The following is a 289-nucleotide window of genomic DNA, read 5'->3' as shown; positions in this document are numbered from 1 at the left end:
GTTTTCAGGCTCTGGGACGGTAAGCGGTACAGACAATTGGTGGCCAGGACGGGAGAGAACGGTGTCGAAGCCGACATTCCGTATTACGTGAACGACGATGACGATATCGTCAATAAAACCGACGAGGACGATACCTGAGTCACGTAACCGGGTTATTCGTACTGAATCATCGACAGGGTACGTCGATGCGGTTCGGGACATGATGTCCCTTTATAAACGAATCAACGGTGTACGGCACAAAGGTGCCAGGGGTAAAACCGATAAAACCTGCGTTGTTTTTTATGTGTAA

At 49.1% G+C, this 289-nt stretch carries 1 pseudogene; it reads left to right on the top strand.

Features of this window, described 5'->3' with window-relative positions:
- Window positions 1–138, top strand: a pseudogene (locus ALO43_RS32280) (ice nucleation protein); the annotation flags it as partial.
- Between the last annotated feature and the right edge of the window lie 151 nt (window positions 139–289).

This window comes from Pseudomonas tremae (genome assembly GCF_001401155.1).
Classification (GTDB): domain Bacteria; phylum Pseudomonadota; class Gammaproteobacteria; order Pseudomonadales; family Pseudomonadaceae; genus Aquipseudomonas; species Aquipseudomonas tremae.
Note: the sequence above shows the minus strand (reverse complement) of the source record. Positions and strands in the feature narration are given on the sequence as shown.